Annotated in this window: 30 protein-coding genes; 1 reads left to right on the top strand and 29 read right to left on the bottom strand. The window is 50.6% G+C overall.

Annotated elements, in window-relative coordinates:
• Positions 1-3: 3 nt before the first annotated feature.
• The 19 genes from rpsE to rpsJ form a co-directional block, all read right to left on the bottom strand.
• Positions 4-507: a 30S ribosomal protein S5 gene (gene rpsE / locus OLG56_RS02025; protein WP_000940121.1), complete on the bottom strand. Its 504-nt coding sequence runs from the start codon at positions 505-507 to the stop codon at positions 4-6.
• A 14-nt stretch (positions 508-521) separates the two neighbouring features.
• Complete coding sequence (gene rplR / locus OLG56_RS02020; RefSeq protein ID WP_000358956.1) at positions 522-875, bottom strand: 50S ribosomal protein L18; 354 nt, start codon at positions 873-875, stop codon at positions 522-524.
• Positions 876-884: 9 nt separating this feature from the next.
• Entirely contained in the window at positions 885-1,418 is a 534-nt protein-coding gene (rplF, locus tag OLG56_RS02015) for a 50S ribosomal protein L6 (protein ID WP_000091939.1), read from the bottom strand.
• 12 nt (positions 1,419-1,430) lie between these two features.
• Positions 1,431-1,823 carry a 30S ribosomal protein S8 gene (gene rpsH / locus OLG56_RS02010; protein WP_000062611.1) on the bottom strand — a complete coding sequence of 131 codons (393 nt, stop codon included), beginning with the start codon at positions 1,821-1,823 and terminating at the stop codon, positions 1,431-1,433.
• A gap of 33 nt (positions 1,824-1,856) precedes the next feature.
• On the bottom strand, positions 1,857-2,162 hold the full coding sequence (gene rpsN, locus OLG56_RS02005) for a 30S ribosomal protein S14 (protein WP_001118932.1): 306 nt from the start codon (positions 2,160-2,162) through the stop codon (positions 1,857-1,859).
• Between the two features lie 14 nt (positions 2,163-2,176).
• Complete coding sequence (rplE, locus tag OLG56_RS02000) at positions 2,177-2,716, bottom strand: 50S ribosomal protein L5 (protein ID WP_001096206.1); 540 nt, start codon at positions 2,714-2,716, stop codon at positions 2,177-2,179.
• A gap of 14 nt (positions 2,717-2,730) precedes the next feature.
• The gene (gene rplX / locus OLG56_RS01995; RefSeq protein ID WP_000729185.1) at positions 2,731-3,045 is read right to left on the bottom strand and encodes a 50S ribosomal protein L24; all 315 of its coding nucleotides are present in this window, start codon (positions 3,043-3,045) and stop codon (positions 2,731-2,733) included.
• 10 nt (positions 3,046-3,055) lie between these two features.
• Positions 3,056-3,427 carry a 50S ribosomal protein L14 gene (gene rplN / locus OLG56_RS01990; RefSeq protein WP_000613954.1) on the bottom strand — a complete coding sequence of 124 codons (372 nt, stop codon included), beginning with the start codon at positions 3,425-3,427 and terminating at the stop codon, positions 3,056-3,058.
• 163 nt (positions 3,428-3,590) lie between these two features.
• On the bottom strand, positions 3,591-3,845 hold the full coding sequence (gene rpsQ, locus OLG56_RS01985; protein ID WP_000130101.1) for a 30S ribosomal protein S17: 255 nt from the start codon (positions 3,843-3,845) through the stop codon (positions 3,591-3,593).
• Positions 3,845-4,036, bottom strand: coding sequence for a 50S ribosomal protein L29 (gene rpmC / locus OLG56_RS01980; RefSeq protein WP_000644742.1), 192 nt, complete (start codon positions 4,034-4,036; stop codon positions 3,845-3,847). The genes rpsQ and rpmC overlap by 1 nt, the downstream gene beginning before the upstream one ends.
• Positions 4,036-4,446 carry a 50S ribosomal protein L16 gene (gene rplP, locus OLG56_RS01975; protein ID WP_000941208.1) on the bottom strand — a complete coding sequence of 137 codons (411 nt, stop codon included), beginning with the start codon at positions 4,444-4,446 and terminating at the stop codon, positions 4,036-4,038. The genes rpmC and rplP overlap by 1 nt, the downstream gene beginning before the upstream one ends.
• A 12-nt stretch (positions 4,447-4,458) precedes the next feature.
• Positions 4,459-5,160, bottom strand: a complete 702-nt coding sequence (gene rpsC, locus OLG56_RS01970) for a 30S ribosomal protein S3 (RefSeq protein WP_000529945.1) — start codon at positions 5,158-5,160, stop codon at positions 4,459-4,461.
• A 17-nt stretch (positions 5,161-5,177) separates the two neighbouring features.
• The gene (rplV, locus tag OLG56_RS01965; RefSeq protein ID WP_000447529.1) at positions 5,178-5,510 is read right to left on the bottom strand and encodes a 50S ribosomal protein L22; all 333 of its coding nucleotides are present in this window, start codon (positions 5,508-5,510) and stop codon (positions 5,178-5,180) included.
• Between the two features lie 14 nt (positions 5,511-5,524).
• Positions 5,525-5,803 carry a 30S ribosomal protein S19 gene (rpsS, locus tag OLG56_RS01960; protein WP_001138115.1) on the bottom strand — a complete coding sequence of 93 codons (279 nt, stop codon included), beginning with the start codon at positions 5,801-5,803 and terminating at the stop codon, positions 5,525-5,527.
• Positions 5,804-5,819: 16 nt separating this feature from the next.
• Positions 5,820-6,641 carry a 50S ribosomal protein L2 gene (gene rplB / locus OLG56_RS01955; RefSeq protein ID WP_000301869.1) on the bottom strand — a complete coding sequence of 274 codons (822 nt, stop codon included), beginning with the start codon at positions 6,639-6,641 and terminating at the stop codon, positions 5,820-5,822.
• 17 nt (positions 6,642-6,658) lie between these two features.
• Complete coding sequence (rplW, locus tag OLG56_RS01950) at positions 6,659-6,961, bottom strand: 50S ribosomal protein L23 (protein WP_000617546.1); 303 nt, start codon at positions 6,959-6,961, stop codon at positions 6,659-6,661.
• On the bottom strand, positions 6,958-7,563 hold the full coding sequence (gene rplD, locus OLG56_RS01945; protein ID WP_000424395.1) for a 50S ribosomal protein L4: 606 nt from the start codon (positions 7,561-7,563) through the stop codon (positions 6,958-6,960). The genes rplW and rplD overlap by 4 nt, the downstream gene beginning before the upstream one ends.
• A 10-nt stretch (positions 7,564-7,573) precedes the next feature.
• A complete protein-coding gene (gene rplC / locus OLG56_RS01940) occupies positions 7,574-8,203 on the bottom strand; it encodes a 50S ribosomal protein L3 (protein WP_000579838.1) in 630 nt (209 codons plus the stop codon).
• Positions 8,204-8,235: 32 nt separating this feature from the next.
• Entirely contained in the window at positions 8,236-8,547 is a 312-nt protein-coding gene (rpsJ, locus tag OLG56_RS01935) for a 30S ribosomal protein S10 (RefSeq protein WP_001181005.1), read from the bottom strand.
• Positions 8,548-8,926: 379 nt separating this feature from the next.
• Between rpsJ and hopD the strand changes: the two genes are divergently transcribed.
• Positions 8,927-9,394 carry a prepilin peptidase gene (gene hopD / locus OLG56_RS01930; protein ID WP_000495848.1) on the top strand — a complete coding sequence of 156 codons (468 nt, stop codon included), beginning with the start codon at positions 8,927-8,929 and terminating at the stop codon, positions 9,392-9,394.
• On the opposite strand, the gene bfr is transcribed toward hopD, so the two are convergent.
• The 10 genes from bfr to OLG56_RS01880 form a co-directional block, all read right to left on the bottom strand.
• A complete protein-coding gene (gene bfr, locus OLG56_RS01925) occupies positions 9,391-9,867 on the bottom strand; it encodes a bacterioferritin (RefSeq protein ID WP_000675530.1) in 477 nt (158 codons plus the stop codon). The genes hopD and bfr overlap by 4 nt on opposite strands.
• Before the next feature lie 72 nt (positions 9,868-9,939).
• A complete protein-coding gene (gene bfd, locus OLG56_RS01920) occupies positions 9,940-10,134 on the bottom strand; it encodes a bacterioferritin-associated ferredoxin (protein WP_000289082.1) in 195 nt (64 codons plus the stop codon).
• Between the two features lie 184 nt (positions 10,135-10,318).
• Positions 10,319-11,503, bottom strand: coding sequence for an elongation factor Tu (gene tuf, locus OLG56_RS01915; protein WP_000031748.1), 1,185 nt, complete (start codon positions 11,501-11,503; stop codon positions 10,319-10,321).
• A gap of 71 nt (positions 11,504-11,574) precedes the next feature.
• Complete coding sequence (gene fusA / locus OLG56_RS01910) at positions 11,575-13,689, bottom strand: elongation factor G (protein ID WP_000124693.1); 2,115 nt, start codon at positions 13,687-13,689, stop codon at positions 11,575-11,577.
• A 96-nt stretch (positions 13,690-13,785) separates the two neighbouring features.
• Entirely contained in the window at positions 13,786-14,256 is a 471-nt protein-coding gene (gene rpsG / locus OLG56_RS01905) for a 30S ribosomal protein S7 (protein WP_001138043.1), read from the bottom strand.
• 95 nt (positions 14,257-14,351) lie between these two features.
• The gene (gene rpsL / locus OLG56_RS01900) at positions 14,352-14,726 is read right to left on the bottom strand and encodes a 30S ribosomal protein S12 (protein ID WP_000246815.1); all 375 of its coding nucleotides are present in this window, start codon (positions 14,724-14,726) and stop codon (positions 14,352-14,354) included.
• Between the two features lie 125 nt (positions 14,727-14,851).
• Positions 14,852-15,139 carry a sulfurtransferase complex subunit TusB gene (gene tusB, locus OLG56_RS01895; RefSeq protein ID WP_000903398.1) on the bottom strand — a complete coding sequence of 96 codons (288 nt, stop codon included), beginning with the start codon at positions 15,137-15,139 and terminating at the stop codon, positions 14,852-14,854.
• Positions 15,140-15,146: 7 nt separating this feature from the next.
• Positions 15,147-15,503, bottom strand: a complete 357-nt coding sequence (tusC, locus tag OLG56_RS01890; RefSeq protein ID WP_000820705.1) for a sulfurtransferase complex subunit TusC — start codon at positions 15,501-15,503, stop codon at positions 15,147-15,149.
• Complete coding sequence (gene tusD / locus OLG56_RS01885; protein ID WP_061377079.1) at positions 15,503-15,889, bottom strand: sulfurtransferase complex subunit TusD; 387 nt, start codon at positions 15,887-15,889, stop codon at positions 15,503-15,505. Before tusD ends, tusC begins: the two co-directional genes overlap by 1 nt.
• Positions 15,889-16,611, bottom strand: coding sequence for a helix-turn-helix transcriptional regulator (locus OLG56_RS01880; protein ID WP_000091471.1), 723 nt, complete (start codon positions 16,609-16,611; stop codon positions 15,889-15,891). The genes tusD and OLG56_RS01880 overlap by 1 nt, the downstream gene beginning before the upstream one ends.
• Positions 16,612-16,884: the final 273 nt, after the last annotated feature.

The raw sequence follows: 16,884 nt of genomic DNA, 5'->3' as shown, positions 1-16,884 counted from the left end.
GGTTTATTTCCCCAGAATTTCTTCAACGGATTTACCACGCTTGGCAGCGACCATTTCTGGAGAATTCATATTTTCCAGGCCATCAATAGTTGCACGAACCACGTTGATCGGGTTGGTGGAACCGTATGCTTTAGCCAGAACGTTATGAACCCCAGCAACTTCCAGAACGGCGCGCATTGCACCACCGGCGATGATACCGGTACCTTCGGAAGCTGGCTGCATGAATACACGAGACCCCGTGTGAACACCTTTAACCGGGTGCTGCAGGGTGCCGTTGTTCAGCGCGACGTTAATCATATTGCGACGGGCTTTTTCCATCGCTTTCTGGATCGCTGCTGGAACTTCACGCGCTTTACCGTAACCAAAACCTACGCGACCGTTACCATCGCCTACTACAGTCAGAGCTGTGAAGGAGAAAATACGACCACCTTTAACGGTTTTAGATACGCGGTTTACCGCGATCAGCTTTTCCTGCAGTTCGCCAGCTTGTTTTTCGATGTGAGCCATCTTACACCTCTACCTTAGAACTGAAGGCCAGCTTCACGGGCAGCATCTGCCAGTGCCTGGACACGACCATGATATTGGAACCCGGAACGGTCAAAGGACACATCTTTGATGCCTTTTTCCAGAGCGCGTTCAGCGACAGCTTTACCCACAGCTGCAGCCGCGTCTTTGTTACCGGTGTACTTCAGTTGTTCAGCGATAGCTTTTTCTACAGTAGAAGCAGCTACCAGAACTTCAGAACCGTTCGGTGCAATTACCTGTGCGTAAATATGACGCGGGGTACGATGTACCACCAGGCGAGTTGCGCCCAGCTCTTTGAGCTTGCGGCGTGCGCGGGTCGCACGACGGATACGAGCAGATTTCTTATCCATAGTGTTACCTTACTTCTTCTTAGCCTCTTTGGTACGCACGACTTCGTCGGCGTAACGAACACCCTTGCCTTTGTAAGGCTCAGGACGACGGTAGGCGCGCAGATCTGCTGCAACCTGGCCGATCACCTGCTTATCAGCGCCTTTCAGCACGATTTCAGTTTGAGTCGGACATTCAGCAGTGATACCTGCCGGCAGCTGATGGTCAACCGGGTGAGAGAAACCTAAAGACAGGTTTACTACATTCCCTTTAACCGCTGCACGATAACCTACACCAACCAGCTGCAGCTTCTTAGTGAAGCCTTCGGTAACACCGATAACCATTGAGTTCAGCAGGGCACGCGCGGTACCAGCCTGTGCCCAACCATCTGCGTAACCATCACGCGGACCGAAGGTCAGTGCATTATCTGCATGTTTAACTTCAACAGCATCGTTGAGAGTACGAGTCAGCTCGCCGTTTTTACCTTTGATCGTAATAACCTGACCGTTGATTTTGACATCAACGCCGGCAGGAACAACGACCGGTGCTTTAGCAACACGAGACATTTTTTCCTCCGATTAGGCTACGTAGCAGATAATTTCGCCACCAAGACCAGCCTGGCGCGCTGCACGATCAGTCATAACACCTTTAGAGGTAGAAACAACTGCGATACCCAGACCGGCCATAACTTTCGGCAGCTCATCTTTACGTTTGTAGATGCGCAGACCTGGGCGGCTGACACGCTGAATGCTTTCTACAACAGCTTTACCCTGGAAATACTTAAGAGTCAGTTCCAGTTCCGGCTTGGTGTCGCCTTCAACTTTAAAATCTTCAATAAAACCTTCTTCCTTCAGCACGTTGGCAATTGCCACTTTCAGCTTGGAGGAAGGCATGGTGACCGCAGCTTTGTTCGCGGCCTGACCGTTACGGATACGGGTCAGCATATCCGCGATCGGATCTTGCATGCTCATCTGTCTTTACTCCCGTGATTCAATTGGTGACAATTACCAGCTAGCCTTTTTCAGACCCGGAATTTCACCGCGCATAGCGGCTTCACGGACCTTAATACGGCTCAACCCGAACTTCCGCAGGAAAGCGTGCGGACGACCAGTTTGACGGCAGCGGTTACGCTGACGTGACGGGCTGGAATCACGCGGCAGAGTCTGCAGCTTAAGAACCGCATTCCAACGATCTTCGTCGGTTGCGTTCACATCAGAGATGATCGCTTTCAGTTCAGCGCGTTTCGCGAAGTATTTATCAGCTAAAGCTACGCGTTTTACTTCGCGTGCTTTCATTGATTGCTTAGCCATTTAGTAACCCTACCTTACTTGCGGAACGGGAAGTCAAAGGCAGCCAGCAGAGCACGGCCTTCTTCGTCAGATTTCGCAGTAGTGGTAATGGTAATATCCAAACCACGAACGCGGTCGACTTTATCGTAGTCGATTTCTGGGAAGATGATCTGCTCACGGACACCCATGCTGTAGTTACCACGACCGTCGAATGACTTAGCGGACAAGCCACGGAAGTCACGGATACGAGGAACAGCAATAGTGATCAGGCGCTCAAAGAACTCCCACATGCGTTCGCCACGCAGAGTTACTTTACAGCCGATCGGATAGCCCTGACGGATTTTGAAGCCTGCAACAGATTTGCGTGCTTTGGTGATCAACGGTTTTTGACCGGAGATTGCTGTCAGGTCTGCTGCTGCGTTATCCAGCAGTTTCTTGTCAGCGATCGCTTCACCAACACCCATGTTCAGGGTGATCTTCTCGACCCGAGGGACTTGCATGACAGAATTGTAGTTAAACTCAGTCATGAGTTTGTTAACTACTTCGTCTTTGTAGTAATCATGCAGTTTCGCCATCGTACTACTCCAAATTACTTGATAGTTTCGCTGTTAGACTTGAAGAAACGGACTTTTTTGCCGTCTTCGAATCTAAAGCCTACACGGTCAGCCTTGCCGGTTGCCGCATTGAAGATTGCAACGTTAGAAACCTGAATTGCAGCTTCTTTTTCAACGATGCCGCCCGGTTGGTTCAGAGCCGGAACCGGCTTCTGGTGTTTCTTAACCAGGTTGATACCTTCAACAATGACCTTGCCGGAAGACAGGACATTCTTAACTTTACCGCGTTTACCTTTATCTTTACCGGTTAACACGATAACTTCGTCATCACGACGGATTTTCGCTGCCATGATTCGCTCCTTAGAGTACTTCTGGTGCCAGAGAGATAATTTTCATGAACTTCTCGTTACGAAGTTCACGAGTTACCGGCCCAAAAATACGCGTACCGATAGGCTGCTCGCTGTTATTGTTTAAAATAACGCATGCATTACCATCGAAGCGAATGACAGAACCGTCCGGGCGACGAACACCCTTCTTGGTGCGCACCACTACCGCCTTCAGCACATCACCTTTTTTGACCTTACCACGCGGAATCGCTTCTTTGATGGTGATCTTAATGATGTCGCCTACGCCTGCGTAGCGACGGTGCGAGCCACCCAGAACCTTGATACACATTACGCGACGTGCACCGGAGTTGTCGGCGACGTTCAGCATAGTCTGTTCTTGGATCATTTTAGTGCTCCGCTAATGTCAACTACTACTGAGACCCGAAAATCAGGTCGTTAAAAAAACCCCATATCGAGGGCGCGGCATTATAACACCGCAAATCAGATATGGGTAGAAAAAATAAACGGCCCATCGCTGAGCCGTTTATTCGTTGAGAATGCGTACTGTATTACAGAACCGCTTTCTCTACAACGCGAACCAGAGTCCAGGATTTGGTCTTGGACAGCGGACGGCATTCGCGGATTTCAACCACGTCGCCGATACCGCATTCGTTGTTCTCGTCATGTACGTGCATTTTGGTCGTACGCTTGATGAATTTACCGTAGATCGGGTGTTTCACAAAACGTTCGATAGCAACAACAATGGATTTCTCCATTTTGTCGCTAACCACGCGACCTTGCAGAGTACGGATTTTATCGGTCATTACGCACCCGCCTTCTCAGTCAGTAAAGTCTTAACGCGTGCGACATCACGACGCACTTGCTTCAACAGGTGAGACTGTTGCAGCTGGCCACTTGCAGCCTGCATACGCAGGTTGAACTGCTCACGCAGCAGGTTCAGTAGCTCGGTGTTCAGCTCTTCAACGCTCTTCTCACGCAGCTCTTTTGCTTTCATTACATCACCGTCTTAGTTACAAAGGTGGTTTTAATCGGCAGTTTCGCTGCTGCCAGCTTGAATGCTTCACGGGCCAGCTCTTCCGGTACGCCGTCCATTTCATACAGGACTTTACCCGGCTGAATCAAGGCAACCCAATACTCCACGTTACCTTTACCTTTACCCATACGCACTGCCAGCGGCTTTTCAGTGATCGGTTTGTCCGGGAATACACGGATCCAGATCTTACCTTGACGCTTAACTGCACGGGTCATAGCACGACGTGCTGCTTCGATCTGACGGGCAGTCAGACGACCACGGCCAACAGCTTTCAGGCCGAAGCTGCCGAAGCTAACATCCGCGCCTGCAGCCAGACCACGGTTGCGGCCTTTGTGCATTTTACGGAATTTTGTACGCTTTGGTTGTAACATCAGCGACGCTCCTTATTTACGGCCTTTACGCTGCTGCTTTTTCGGTTGAGCAGCCGGTTTTTCCGGTTGTTCAACAGCAGCCATACCACCCAGGATCTCACCTTTGAAGATCCACACTTTAACGCCGATTACACCATAAGTGGTGTGCGCTTCAGAGGTGTTGTAGTCGATGTCAGCACGCAGAGTGTGCAGCGGTACGCGACCTTCGCGGTACCATTCGGTACGTGCGATTTCCGCGCCGCCCAGACGGCCGCTAACTTCAACTTTGATACCTTTAGCGCCCAGACGCATGGCGTTCTGTACAGCACGCTTCATCGCACGACGGAACATAACGCGACGTTCCAGCTGAGAAGTGATGCTGTCAGCAACCAGTTTAGCGTCCAGTTCAGGTTTACGAACTTCGGCGATGTTGATCTGTGCAGGAACGCCAGCGATATCCGCTACGACCTTACGCAGTTTTTCTACGTCTTCACCTTTTTTACCGATAACGATACCCGGGCGAGCGGTGTGAATAGTCACACGGATGCTCTTAGCCGGACGCTCGATAACGATACGAGATACAGACGCTTTAGCCAGTTCCTTCGTCAGGTACTGACGTACTTTAAAATCGCTGTCCAGGTTGTCAGCGAATTCTTTGGTGTTCGCAAACCAGGTAGAGTTCCATGGTTTTACAATACCCAGGCGAATACCATTAGGATGTACTTTCTGACCCATTGCTAGTCTCCAGAGTCTCAGCGATCGGACACAACCACAGTGATGTGGCTGGTGCGCTTCAGGATGCGATCTGCACGACCTTTTGCACGCGGCATAATGCGCTTCATGCTCGGGCCTTCGTCTACGAAAATTTTCGTAACTTTCAGATCGTCAATGTCAGCGCCATCGTTGTGTTCAGCGTTAGCAATGGCAGATTCCAGAACTTTCTTGACCAGTACAGCCGCTTTCTTGTTGGTGTAGGTCAGAATATCCAGAGCCTGCGACACTTTCTTACCGCGAATCAGGTCAGCAACAAGGCGAACCTTCTGAGCAGAAGAACGAGCATGGCGATGTTTAGCGATAGTTTCCATCTCTTCCTCCTACCTTATTTCTTCTTCGCTTTTTTATCAGCAGCGTGGCCGCGATAAGTACGAGTCGGTGCGAATTCACCCAGTTTGTGACCGACCATTTCGTCGGAAACAAATACCGGAACGTGCTGACGACCATTATGGACAGCGATGGTCAAACCGATCATGTTAGGAAAGATCGTTGAACGACGGGACCAGGTGCGCAGGGGCTTCTTGTCTCCGCTTTCCACCGCTTTCTCTACCTTCTTCAGCAAGTGCAGGTCAATAAAAGGACCTTTCTTGAGAGAACGTGGCATGGCTTATCCTCTAAAATTATTTGCTACGGCGACGTACGATGAATTTATCAGTACGCTTGTTGCTGCGGGTCTTCTTACCTTTGGTCTGAACGCCCCACGGAGTTACCGGATGCTTACCAAAGTTACGACCTTCACCACCACCATGTGGGTGGTCTACTGGGTTCATCGCAGTACCGCGAACGGTAGGACGAACGCCACGCCAGCGTGCAGCACCTGCTTTACCCAGAACGCGCAGCATATGCTCAGCATTGCCAACTTCGCCCAGGGTTGCACGGCAGTCTGCTTCGACTTTACGCATTTCACCAGAACGCAGACGCAGGGTGACATAAGCGCCATCGCGAGCAACGATCTGAACGTAAGTACCAGCGGAACGCGCCAGCTGACCGCCTTTACCTGGTTTCATTTCTACGTTATGAACGGTAGAACCAACCGGGATATTGCGCATCGGCAGGGTGTTGCCTGCTTTGATTGCAGCATCAACGCCAGACTGAATCTGGTCGCCAGCTTTCAGGCCTTTCGGGGCCAGGATGTAACGGCGTTCGCCGTCTTTGTACAGAACCAGCGCGATGTTCGCGGAACGGTTCGGATCGTACTCAAGACGTTCAACAACTGCCGGGATACCGTCTTTGTTGCGTTTGAAGTCAACAATACGATAAGCCTGTTTGTGACCACCACCGATATGACGAGTGGTGATACGGCCATTGTTGTTACGACCACCGGATTTGCTGTTTTTTTCAACCAGCGGAGCAAAAGGTTTGCCCTTGTGCAGCTCTGGGTTGACCACTTTAACGACGTGGCGACGACCCGGAGATGTCGGTTTACATTTAACAACTGCCATTGTATTACTCCTCCGACTTACTCAGCGCCGCCGACGAAGTCCAGATTCTGGCCTTCTTTCAGGGTGACGTAAGCTTTTTTCCAGTCGCTACGACGACCGATACGCTGTCCGTGACGTTTAACTTTCCCTTTAACAACCAGGGTGTTAACGACTTCGACTTCGACTTCAAACAGTTTCTGCACAGCAGCTTTGATTTCTGCTTTGGTCGCGTCTTTAGCAACTTTGAGAACGATGGTGTTAGTTTTTTCCATCGCAGTAGACGCTTTTTCAGAAACGTGCGGTGCGCGCAGCACCTTCAGCAGACGTTCTTCACGAATCATGCCAGCATCTCCTCAACTTGCTTAACAGCATCAGCAGTCATTACGACTTTGTCGAAGGCGATCAGGCTAACCGGGTCGATACCAGTCGCATCGCGTACGTCAACCTTGTGCAGGTTACGTGCGGCCAGGAACAGGTTCTCGTCCAGCTCACCGGTGATGATCAGCACATCTTCCAGAGCCATGTCTTTCAGTTTCTGTGCCAGCAGCTTAGTTTTCGGCGCTTCTACAGAGAACTTCTCGACAACGATCAGACGATCCTGACGTACCAGTTCGGACAGGATGCTTTTCAGCGCGCCGCGGTACATCTTCTTGTTAACTTTTTGACTGTGGTCCTGCGGACGAGCAGCGAAGGTCACGCCACCGGAACGCCAGATCGGGCTCTTGATAGAACCTGAACGCGCACGGCCAGTGCCTTTCTGGCGCCACGGTTTTTTACCGGAACCAGTTACTTCAGCACGAGTCTTCTGAGCACGAGTACCCTGACGAGCACCAGCTGCATAAGCAACAACAACCTGGTGAACCAGCGCTTCGTTGAAATCACGACCGAAGGTAGTTTCGGAAACAGTCAGCGCGCTCTGCGCGTCTTTCAATACTAATTCCATTGCTATCCCCTTACGCCTTCACAGCTGGTTTAACGATCAGGTCGCAACCGGTTGCACCCGGAACACCACCCTTAACCAGCAGCAGGTTGCGCTCAGCGTCAACGCGTACTACGTCAAGGCTCTGAACGGTTACGCGCTCATTACCCATCTGACCTGCCATTTTCTTGCCTTTGAACACTTTGCCCGGAGTCTGGTTCTGACCGATAGAACCCGGAACGCGGTGAGACAAGGAGTTACCGTGAGTAGCGTCCTGGGTACGGAAGTTCCAGCGCTTAACGGTACCAGCGAAACCTTTACCTTTAGAGGTACCGGTTACGTCAACTTTTTTAACGTCAGCAAACAGTTCAACGCTGATGCTCTGACCTACGGTGTATTCTTCGCCTTCAGCCAGGCGGAATTCCCACAGACCACGGCCAGCTTCTACGCCAGCTTTAGCAAAGTGACCCGCTTCCGGCTTGGTGACACGGTTAGCTTTTTTAGCACCCGTAGTAACCTGAACAGCGCGGTAGCCATCGTTAGCCAGGTCTTTAACCTGAGTAACACGGTTTGCTTCAACTTCGATTACGGTTACTGGGATAGAGACGCCATCTTCAGTGAAGATGCGGGTCATACCCACTTTTTTACCGACTAAACCAATCATTGTATCAACCTCTCAATCGCTCGATGACCTGATTAACCCAGGCTGATCTGCACGTCTACACCGGCAGCCAGGTCCAGACGCATCAGAGCATCAACGGTTTTCTCGGTTGGCTCAACGATGTCAACCAGACGCTTGTGAGTGCGAATTTCGTACTGATCGCGCGCATCTTTGTTAACGTGCGGAGAGATCAGAACGGTAAAGCGCTCTTTGCGGGTCGGCAGCGGGATCGGACCGCGAACCTGCGCACCAGTGCGCTTGGCAGTCTCGACGATTTCCGCGGTTGATTGATCGATCAGACGATGATCAAACGCTTTCAGGCGGATACGGATTCTTTGGTTCTGCATGAGACCAGAGCTCCAATTATTTTATAAACGAAAATGATTACTCCTCACACCCATTACGATTGATGGGAGAGTGTAACCGTTCTTACGTAGCTCCCCGATTGGGAGCATTGTTAAATAGCCAAATCGGCTATTCGAGGTTCAAATCGAACCTGCCGTCAATTACGACAAGCCCGCGCATTATACGTAAATCTCAGCCTGACGCAAGTGTCGGATAGAAATTAAGCGTTTTATTCTTATGCGAGCATGATTCCAGGTGGTACGCATGGGATGGCAACGCGCATCTTTTCTTTGGAAGGCATCAGGCAAATCTGGCGATACGTCGTTGTCGCTGTCGCATAAATCTATAAAGGTGAGCACAAGCCTTGACGAGGATTTGCTTATGTTTGTTGCCCTCCCCTTTCTCATTTTTTATGCGTCGTTCTCTTTATTACTTGGCATATACGACGCGCGTACCGGTCTGTTGCCTGACCGGTTTACCTGTCCATTACTGTGGGGTGGTCTGCTTTATCACCAGATTTGCCTGCCGGAGCGTTTACCGGATGCGCTTTGGGGTGCTATCGCCGGCTATGGCGGATTCGCGTTAATTTACTGGGGCTATCGCCTGCGTTATCAGAAAGAGGGGCTTGGATATGGCGACGTCAAGTACCTTGCAGCCTTAGGAGCGTGGCATTGTTGGGAAACACTGCCGTTACTGGTTTTCCTTGCCGCCATGTTGGCCTGTGGCGGGTTTGGCGTCGCGCTACTGGTGAGAGGTAAATCGGCATTAATAAACCCGCTACCTTTTGGGCCATGGCTGGCGGTGGCGGGTTTCATAACAGGTTGGAAAGTTTTCTTTCCAGACGGTTAATCGGTAACCTTAATTTGTGATTGCAGATAATTTTGCATACCAAGTTTGGCAATCAAATCCAGCTCAGTTTCCAGCCAGTCGATGTGGCCTTCCTCGTCGGCAAGAATTTCAATCATCATATCCCGGCTGACATAATCATGAACGCTATCGGCATAGGCTATTGCCTCACGTAGATCTTTTGCGCCTTCCAGTTCGAGCCGGAGATCCGATCGTAGCATCTCTTCGACATCTTCACCGATGCCCAGCTTGCCCAGATCCTGTAGGTTCGGTATGCCTTCCAGAAATAAAATACGCTCAATATACTTATCGGCGTGTTTCATCTCATCAATGGATTCATGGTACTCAACATCATTAAGCCGGGTCAGCCCCCAGTTTTTGAACATACGGGCATGAAGGAAATACTGATTAATTGCGACAAGCTCATTTCCCAATAGTTTATTGAGATAATTTATGATTTTAACATCACCTTTCATTTTATAGTCCCTCCGCTTCCACTCTCTAGAGCGTAGATGGGGCTACAGGGATGTCAAAAAAAAGAGTGTGACTCAGGCGATCTCTTTAAATTCCGGCATTTGCGTTAACTCATCCTGCATCACTTCTCGCGCGGCGCGAATACACTTACCACATTGATTTCCCACAGGAATAAATTTGCGCAACTGTTGAAATGACTGTGGATGAAATTGTCGTACAGCCTGGCGGATTTTTTTATCGCTTATACCATTACACAAACAAACGTACATGATCGCTCCCGTTCAATTTCTGCACAAATTGTAAATGAGAATGGTTATGATTACAATAGCACAAAGCGATTTACGCCACGGGAGAAGCGTTAAAAAAGGCAAATAAATATAACAGCGGCTAAATAGCAGGCAACAAAAAGGGCGCCGAAGCGCCCTCTTCAATTCAAAACTAATTAACGAGTAATTAGCCCAGAACTTTAGCAACAACGCCCGCGCCAACGGTACGGCCGCCTTCACGGATTGCGAAACGCAGACCGTCGTCCATCGCGATCGGGTGGATCAGGGTAACAACCATTTTGATGTTGTCGCCCGGCATTACCATCTCTACGCCTTCCGGCAGTTCGATGGTGCCAGTCACGTCAGTAGTACGGAAGTAGAACTGCGGACGGTAGCCTTTGAAGAACGGAGTATGACGGCCGCCTTCATCTTTGGACAGAATGTACACTTCAGATTCGAACTTGGTGTGCGGCTTGATGGTGCCCGGCTTAGCCAGTACCTGACCACGTTCGATTTCTTCACGTTTGATACCACGCAGCAGAACACCTACGTTCTCACCAGCACGGCCTTCGTCCAGCAGTTTGCGGAACATTTCAACGCCAGTACAGGTAGACTTCTGAGTCTCTTTGATACCAACGATTTCAACTTCTTCGCCCACTTTGATGATACCGCGCTCTACACGACCGGTAACAACGGTACCACGACCGGAGATGGAGAATACGTCTTCGATCGGCAGCAGGAACGGCTTGTCAATCGCACGCTCTGGTTCCGGGATGTAAGAATCCAGGAAGCCAGCCAGTTCGATGATTTTCGCTTCCCACTCTGCGTCGCCTTCCAGCGCTTTCAGAGCAGAACCACGAACGATCGGCGTGTCGTCGCCCGGGAAGTCGTACTGAGACAGAAGTTCACGAACTTCCATTTCAACCAGTTCCAGCAGCTCTTCGTCATCAACCATGTCGCATTTGTTCAGGAACACGATGATGTACGGAACGCCTACCTGACGACCCAGCAGGATGTGCTCACGGGTCTGCGGCATCGGGCCGTCAGTCGCAGCAACAACCAGGATCGCGCCGTCCATCTGAGCAGCACCGGTGATCATGTTTTTAACATAGTCGGCGTGCCCCGGGCAGTCTACGTGTGCGTAGTGGCGGGTCGGGGTATCGTATTCAACGTGAGAAGTGTTGATGGTGATACCACGCGCTTTTTCTTCCGGCGCGTTATCGATCTGGTCGAATGCACGAGCAGCACCGCCGTAGGTTTTAGCCAGTACGGTGGTGATTGCAGCGGTCAGGGTAGTTTTACCGTGGTCAACGTGGCCGATGGTGCCGACGTTAACGTGCGGTTTTGTACGTTCAAATTTTTCTTTAGACACGGCTATATTCCTTACTATAGCGCTCTCCCCTTCAGGAGAGAGCACGGGATTTTGGTTTTTAACCCTGCGGCTTATTTACCACGGGCTTCGATTACGGCCTGAGCAACGTTGTTCGGCGCATCATCATACTTCAGGAATTCCATAGTGTACGATGCGCGACCTTTGGTCAGAGAACGCAGCTGAGTTGCATATCCGAACATTTCAGACAGCGGTACTTCAGCGTGGATCTTAACGCCTGTAACTTCAGATTCCTGACCTTTGAGCATACCACGACGGCGGCTAAGGTCGCCGATAACGTCACCGGTATTCTCTTCAGGTGTTTCTACTTCAACCTTCATGATCGGCTCAAGCAGAACTGGTTTTGCTTTCTTAAAGCCTTCTTTAAAGGCGATAGACGCAGCCAGTTTAAACGCCAGCTCAGAGGAGTCAACGTCATGGTAAGAACCGAAGTGCAGACGCACACCGAGATCAACTACCGGATAACCCGCCAGCGGGCCAGACTTCAGCTGCTCCTGGATGCCTTTATCAACGGCCGGGATGTATTCGCCAGGAATTACACCACCTTTGATGTCGTTGATGAACTCGTAACCTTTCGGGTTAGAGCCCGGCTCCAGCGGGTACATGTCGATAACAACATGACCATACTGACCGCGACCACCAGACTGTTTCGCGTGTTTACCTTCGATGTCGGTAACTTTCGCGCGAATCGCTTCGCGGTAAGCAACCTGAGGTTTACCCACGTTAGCTTCAACGTTGAATTCACGCTTCATACGGTCAACGATGATATCCAGGTGAAGTTCACCCATACCAGCGATGATGGTCTGGTTAGATTCTTCGTCAGTCCATACGCGGAATGACGGGTCTTCTTTCGCCAGACGGCCCAGAGCCAGACCCATTTTTTCCTGGTCAGCTTTGGTTTTCGGTTCTACCGCGATGGAGATTACCGGCTCAGGGAATTCCATACGTTCCAGAATGATCGGGTTTTCCGGATCACACAGGGTGTCACCGGTAGTCACGTCTTTCAGGCCGATAGCAGCCGCGATGTCGCCCGCGCGAACTTCTTTGATCTCTTCACGTTTGTTGGCGTGCATCTGAACGATACGACCGAAACGCTCACGTGCGGTTTTCACGGAGTTCAGTACGGTATCACCAGAGTTAACCACACCGGAGTACACACGGAAGAAGGTCAGGTTACCCACAAACGGGTCGGTAGCGATTTTGAACGCCAGCGCAGAGAACGGCTCGTCGTCGCTTGCGTGACGCTCAGCCGGAGTATCTTTACCGTCGTCCAGAATACCGTTGATCGCAGGTACGTCTACCGGGGATGGCAGGTAATCAATTACCGCATCCAGCATCGCCTGAACACCTTTGTTCTTGAATGCAGAACCACAGGTTACCAGGATGATTTCGTTGTTCAGAACGCGCTGACGCAGAGCTTGTTTGATCTCTTCTTCAGTCAGTTCTTCACCACCCAGGTATTTTTCCATCAGCTCTTCAGAAGCTTCTGCGGCGGACTCGATCAGGTTCTGGTGCCATTCGTTAGCCAGGTCCTGCATGTCAGCCGGGATATCTTCGTATTCGAAGGTAACGCCCTGGTCGGCATCGTTCCAGTTGATGGCTTTCATTTTCACCAGGTCAACAACGCCGGTGAAACCTTCTTCAGCACCAATTGCCAGCTGCAGCGGAACCGGGTTCGCGCCCAGACGGGTTTTGATCTGACCAACAACTTTCAGGAAGTTCGCGCCCATGCGGTCCATTTTGTTAACGAACGCAATGCGCGGAACTTTGTATTTGTTTGCCTGACGCCATACGGTTTCAGACTGCGGCTGAACACCACCAACTGCGCAGTAAACCATTACCGCACCATCGAGAACACGCATGGAACGTTCTACTTCGATAGTGAAGTCAACGTGCCCCGGGGTGTCGATGATGTTGATGCGATGCGGTTCATACTGCTTAGCCATACCAGACCAGAATGCAGTAGTCGCTGCGGAGGTGATAGTAATACCACGCTCTTGCTCCTGCTCCATCCAGTCCATGGTAGCTGCGCCGTCATGAACTTCACCGATTTTGTGGTTTACACCGGTGTAGAACAGAATACGTTCGGTAGTAGTGGTTTTACCGGCGTCGATGTGCGCACTGATACCGATATTACGGTAGCGTGCGATGGGTGTTGTACGAGCCATTTGATTCCTCGTTGATATCTTTAGGCGTTCAGTTAAGTTATCCAAAACGGGCGACTTACCTGAAGCGCCCGCCTGGTGACTATGACTCCGAAGGGATTACCAACGGTAGTGTGCGAACGCCTTGTTGGCTTCTGCCATACGGTGAACGTCTTCACGTTTCTTAACTGCAGTACCTTTGTTTTCTGCAGCGTCAGAAAGTTCGTTCGCCAGGCGCAGAGCCATGGATTTATCACCGCGTTTACGAGCAGCTTCTACGATCCAACGCATTGCCAGAGCATTACGACGGACCGGACGGACTTCAACTGGTACCTGATAAGTAGAACCACCTACACGGCGGGATTTAACTTCTACAGTCGGGCGAACGTTTTCGAGAGCGACTTCGAAAGCTTCCAGTTCAGATTTACCAGAACGCTGAGCCAGGGTCTCCAGCGCGCTGTATACGATTGATTCTGCAGTAGATTTTTTACCATCTACCATCAGGATATTGACAAATTTAGCCAGCAGTTCTGATCCGAACTTCGGATCCGGCAGAATTTTACGCTGACCAATGACGCGACGACGTGGCATGGAAATACTCCGTTGTTAATTCAGGATTGTCCAAAACTCTACGAGTTTAGTTTGACATTAATTTAAAACGTTTGGCCTTACTTAACGGAGAACCATTAAGCCTTAGGACGCTTCACGCCGTACTTAGAACGAGCTTGCTTACGGTCTTTAACGCCGGAGCAGTCAAGCGCGCCACGAACGGTGTGGTAACGAACACCCGGGAGGTCTTTAACACGACCGCCACGGATCAGGATCACGGAGTGCTCCTGCAGGTTGTGACCTTCACCACCGATGTAGGAAGTCACTTCAAAACCGTTAGTCAGACGAACACGGCAAACTTTACGCAGTGCGGAGTTCGGTTTTTTAGGAGTGGTAGTATATACACGAGTACATACGCCACGTTTTTGCGGGCATGCTTCCAGCGCAGGCACGTTGCTTTTCGCAACTTTGCGAGCACGTGGTTTGCGTACCAGCTGGTTAACTGTTGCCATTAAATAGCTCCTGGTTTTAGCTTTTGCTTCGTAAACACGTAATAAAACGCCCTCACACAATATGAGGACGCCGAATTTTAGGGCGGTGTCGAAAAGGTGTCAAGAAATATACAACGATCCCGCCATCACCAGGCCATCTGGTTGGCATACTTAACCGTGAGTCTGACAAACTCAGTATAGTCAACCCTGACGACACTGTCTGAAATTTGACCACCCAGGCCGCGGGCGTCAATGTCTTCTTTCAAGGCATAGACCGTTATGGGGGCATCACGCAGACTTTCAAGGAAGCGGTTACCTTCAATCGCGACGGTAACGCCATCCTGGAGCAGCAAAAGCGCATCGCCCTCTTTTAGCAGGCGCAGCAAAGCGGGAAAATCAACGCCCGAGGCGCAATGAGGTAAGGTATGCAGCATAAACGACTCAGAATCTCAGGATGACATCATAGTTGCCAAGCTCGCGGCGTAACGCCACGGGTTCCAGCGGCGTGGCGTCTACCACAAAATTAACGTTTTCCAGACCACGCTCGCGCAGCGATGCCGCGCAGATCCAGCATTGATCAATATCGTACAAATCAAAGAGCTTGAAAGTAGCAATATAGTCACGCGCCAGCACAGCGTCTGGTTTTTGTCCCGGTAATAACTGAAAGACGCCATCGCTGATAAAAAAGACGCCCAGCGCTTCCGTTAGCGCTGACGTCGCCAGCAGCGCATCCAGCCCTTCACGACCTGAGGCACTACCATGTGGCGCGGTGGAAAAGACAAATGCAATACGTTTCATTAAAACTGCACCACCCGATCGCAGGTGAGAGATGCCTCCGCCAGCGCGCCCAGTCCGCTTAGCGTAAAGCCCGGCTGAAGATTGGCGGACGGCAACGCCAGTCTGCCGGCTTCAGTTTCATCAATAATACCGCGACGAAGCGCCGCCGCGACACAGATGTTCAGCGCTACGCCATGCTGCGTATTCAATTTCTGCCAGGCGCGTACCAGATCATATTCATCGCTCGCCGGCGAGGTCAGGAGATTGGCGTTATAGACACCTTCCTGATAGAAAAAGACGCTGGCTAACTCATGCCCCTCATTGAGCAGCGCGTGGGCGAACTGCAATGCGCTGCTGGCCTGCTGGGTGCCATATGCCGGCCCGGTGACCATAATGGCATAACGCATTATTTATCCTGCCCCTGAAAATCGCCGCTTTTGAACTGGCGAATATAGAGGTAAACCGTATGTTTTGAGATATTCAGACGATCGGCTACCTGGTTAATGGCGTCTTTAATATCGAAAATGCCTTTTTCGTACAGGTTAAGGACGATCTGACGATTTTTCGCATTGTTAGAGACATTACGATCGGCATTTACCTCTTCGATCGTGAACTCCAGCGTCTGGGTGACTAAATCTTCGACTGAGGAGGCAAAATTAACCGCTGAACCCACTTCCGGCGTTTCCGGCGGAATAAAGGTATTCATAATCTGTGAAAATGGCACATCAAGATTCATGTTGATGCACAGTAGACCAATGACGCGCTGCTCGCGGTTGCGAATGGCAATCGTCAACGACTTCATCAAGACACCGCTTTTCGCGCGCGTAAAATAGCATTTCGACACGCTACTGTCCGCCCCTGTCATGTCGTGCAACATGCGCAACGCCAGGTCGGTAATCGGCGAGCCAATTTTACGGCCCGTATGTTCGCCATTGGCAATACGAATGGCTGAACATTTTAGATCCTGCAAAGAGTGCAATACGATTTCACAATGGGAACCTATAAGCATCGCTAACCCGTCCACTACCGCTTCGTAGGATTTCAGAATATCGAAGTCGGTTTGCTCGAAGGGACGCTGATCCAGCAAATCAAGTTCACTGGTTTCGTTGGTTAAAAGCGACCTGGACATGAAAAAAAACACTCCTTTTCAGGAGCCTGTCGTTATGTTTTCAGGGCAGGCTCATTATTTACGCGGATGATTAAATTAATACAGTGAGGGTTCATCTTTCCAGTACTAATTTGCTCGTCTATTTCAGGCTACGTGTGCGTTGGCGGTCATTCAGCCTACGGTCTCGCCCTTAACGACCAGCGCAAGCGCCGTTATCCGCAAATCAAATTATGGTGAGTAATATATCCGGCCTGCATAAAAAAAACCGCCGCTATTACAAGCGGCGGCTCTCAG

Origin of the sequence: Salmonella sp. 2018103 (assembly GCF_026247685.1) — a bacterium.
GTDB lineage: Bacteria > Pseudomonadota > Gammaproteobacteria > Enterobacterales > Enterobacteriaceae > Salmonella > Salmonella enterica.
Note: the sequence above shows the minus strand (reverse complement) of the source record. Positions and strands in the feature narration are given on the sequence as shown.